4 protein-coding genes are annotated in these 3,155 nt (G+C 57.5%); 2 read left to right on the forward strand and 2 right to left on the reverse strand.

What is annotated here, in order from left to right; all coding sequences use genetic code 11:
• Positions 1-306: 306 nt before the first annotated feature.
• Complete coding sequence (locus Q1B15_RS00995) at positions 307-690, reverse strand: type II toxin-antitoxin system death-on-curing family toxin (protein ID WP_299748809.1); 384 nt, start codon at positions 688-690, stop codon at positions 307-309.
• Complete coding sequence (locus tag Q1B15_RS01000; RefSeq protein ID WP_299748811.1) at positions 687-911, reverse strand: transcriptional regulator/antitoxin MazE; 225 nt, start codon at positions 909-911, stop codon at positions 687-689. Before Q1B15_RS01000 ends, Q1B15_RS00995 begins: the two co-directional genes overlap by 4 nt.
• A 305-nt stretch (positions 912-1,216) precedes the next feature.
• On the opposite strand from Q1B15_RS01000, the gene Q1B15_RS01005 reads away from it, so the two are divergent.
• Positions 1,217-1,447 (forward strand): hypothetical protein, encoded by a 231-nt coding sequence (locus Q1B15_RS01005; RefSeq protein ID WP_299748813.1) that lies wholly within the window; start codon positions 1,217-1,219, stop codon positions 1,445-1,447.
• A gap of 98 nt (positions 1,448-1,545) precedes the next feature.
• Positions 1,546-2,667 carry an IS110 family transposase gene (locus Q1B15_RS01010; RefSeq protein WP_299748815.1) on the forward strand — a complete coding sequence of 374 codons (1,122 nt, stop codon included), beginning with the start codon at positions 1,546-1,548 and terminating at the stop codon, positions 2,665-2,667.
• The last annotated feature ends 488 nt before the right edge of the window (positions 2,668-3,155 follow it).

A 3,155-nucleotide genomic window follows, 5' to 3' on the forward strand; every position in this document is an offset into this window, starting at 1 on the left:
AACAACAGCAGACCACCGTCCGAACTGATCTTTGATCCATGAAATTCCAGCCGCACGCGACGGTCAAATCCAAGCCGAACATTTCCCGTTTCGCCTGCACCCTTTGGGTGATCCATGATCTGCCGCCTTCAACCATATTAACATGCTGAAACATAACACATTAGTGGTTTCCAAAGGCGCGAAAACATCGGACTACTTGGGGAATGCGGGATTAGTCGGCTTAGTTCAGCCGCTTGAATGAACTGACGCGGCTCGGATTAAACGGTCAAACGATTGTGCAAACACGAACAGCCGCCGATCTCGGTATCAACTGGCGTTTAGCGACCGCAGCCACGCCGCGAATTCTTCTTCACTCACCTGGTCTGATGCCAGGTCTTCCATTATCCGAACACCCACACCAGGATCAGGACGGATCCCGATATTGTTGAGCCGCAGAAACGTGAACGCGGCCACAAAGGCTGTGCGCTTGTTTCCGTCGACAAAGGCATGGGCCTTGGCGATGCCGAATGCGTAAGCCGCAGCGAGTGCATAGGCATCCGGATCGCCGTAACCCGCCTGATTCAAAGGGCGGGCACAGGCTCCTTCCAAAAGCGCTGAATCGCGCGTGCCAGACGCACCGCCGTGCCGGGCAATTTGACGATCATGGATGACATGCAAAGCGCGCAGCGGCACCCAGACCCATTGGGTCATGCGAGTGCCTGGAGCAGGTCGCGGTTTTCATCCATGACGGTTTCGGCTGCGGCAAGTGCTGCCTGCAGTTCGGGGTTTTCCGTCATCAGTTTCAACCCACCATCATCAGTGCGCAACGCATAGAGCGTGTCGCCTTCTTTGGCATCAAGCAGGGCAAGCATCTCGGTGCTGAGCGTCATGACAGCGGAATTGCCGACTTTGCGTATTTTGATTTCAATCATAATAATCCTCTTAGTATATACGACTGTATATACTCATACCATTCTTTTTGTCAAGTTTCGAGTGTCTCATACCGGTCACCAAGTCGACAATCCGATCAAGACCGGCTACTGCATTTCTCATCAATGAGAACCTGAACGTCCCGCATCGATACTGTCATGCTGACGATGGTTCCATCGCAGTTTAGCGCATCCCGATGAAAAATCACCCAAATCTGCCGCCATTGAAGGTGTCGTTGTATCGGGAGTGGAAAGAACCTGGGGGTGCGGACTGGAGTATGCTTGGTGAAAGCCAGGGGAGTATTTGGATGGACGTCCGCATAATGATCGAAACTGAGTTTGAAAACGGGGATTTGAGGCGGCACGATCTTGGTCGATTGCCACGCCCGACTGCCATGATCTGCGGAGAGACTATCGGGTTGATGTTAGAGGTTGCTCGGGCGATTCTGGAACGTCTTCAGAAGGCCATTGTGGTGGATCAGGTTGTTGAGCGACAACCATCTTGGCCGGTAGCGACAGACGGTATGACCGGGTTTTAAAGAGGGCTGGCGCCGATAGGTGGTTCGCCTCCACGATATGCACATTGAACCGAGGGTTGCGACAGATCGCAGGGCCTCATGCACAAGGGAGACAAACCATGTCGGATTATAGCGCATTCGTGGGCCTTGATGTCCATAAAGATACGATCGCGGTGGCTGTGGCGGATGCCGGTCGCACGGGTGAGGTCAGGTTCTGGGGCGAAATCGCCAACACGCCAGACGCTGTCGCCAGCATGCTGCGCAAGCTTGGCGGGCGGCATCCACTGATGCATTTCGTCTATGAAGCCGGCCCCTGCGGCTACGGCCTCCATCGTCAGATCATGGCGACGCAACATTACTGTGAGGTGGTCTCGCCAGCCCAGACGCCCCGCAAGGCGGGGGATCGGATCAAGACCGACCGGTGTGACGCGATCATCCTGGCCCGCCTGTCGCGGGCTGGCGAGCTGACGTCGGTCTGGGTGCCTGACACGATCCACGAGGCGATGCGTGATCTGATACGGCTGCGTCAAGCCATGGTGAAGGACCTGCGTGCCGCACGGCAGAGGACGAAGAGTTTTCTGCTACGCCACGGTCGCGTATTCAAAGGCACCTCCTGGAAGCGCAGCCACAGAATCTGGCTCGGCAATCAAAGCTTTGCACATCCGGCGCAGCAGATTGCGTTCCAGAGTTACCTGAACGCTGTCGACCAGGCGCAGGCCCGCCGAGATGAGGTCGATGTGCAGCTCCACCACTTTACAGCGGACTGGTCGATGGCTCCAGTGGTGGAGGCATTGCAGGCTTTGCGCGGCGTGGCTTTCATCACGGCGGTGACGGTAGTGTGCGAGGTTGGCGACATCCGCCGCTTCGCAAAGCCGCGGCAGCTGATGGCGTTTCTCGGCCTTGTCCCGGGGGAACGGTCCAGCGGAGAGACGCGGCGGCAGGGCGGGATCACAAAGGCGGGCAACGTGCTGGCGCGAGCGGTTCTGATCGAGGCGACATGGTCATACCGCACCCCGGCCAAGATCGGCGCGCAAATGATGTTGCGCCAGGAAGGAACCCCTCAGGCTGCGAAAGATATCGGATGGAAAGCCCAAGTCCGCCTGTGTGGCCGTTACCGGCGCCTGATGGCGCGGGGCAAGAAGTCTGCGCTGGCGGTTACGGCCGTAGCGCGGGAACTTGTCGGCTTCATCTGGGTCATCGCCCATATCGCCGAGCCTACTGGCTCCGAAGGTGTAGCGTGATTGTTATGTCCTTCCCCCGCCGCGCCGCCGCCCGCCATAAATGGCGTGGCGGTCAGCGACGCGGCTAATGCACAGCCTTGTAGAGGCAATGAAGAAGCACCGGCACTGAAAGGAAAAGAAACCTGAACAAACGATGCGATGGCCAGGGTGCCGGAGCAGGTCAGAGAAATCCCCCAAGGTGGTTATAGAGCGGCGTTTGCCGTATTCACGTGCGACAGAAACAGGGTTCTCGCGACGTATGCCGGTATGCGCCTTTGACGCGCGGATAAGAGCTTGATCAGCCGTCGCTGTTAGCTCCGGCATCCTGCCTATCGCATCCAAATCATATGAAGCGCCTGCCAGAGCAGGCGTCTGAAAAGTTATGTGCATCAGCATTGACTATGGTCATAAGACCACCATGGCCGGTGGGGCTGAACGAAAGACGGGCATGCCCGTCTGGAGGGCAGCCCCACCGGTCTGATTGATTTCAGGGGAGGTGCTGGCCGCTG

The sequence above is a fragment of the uncultured Boseongicola sp. genome, from assembly GCF_937988555.1.
Classification (GTDB): Bacteria; Pseudomonadota; Alphaproteobacteria; order Rhodobacterales; family Rhodobacteraceae; genus Boseongicola.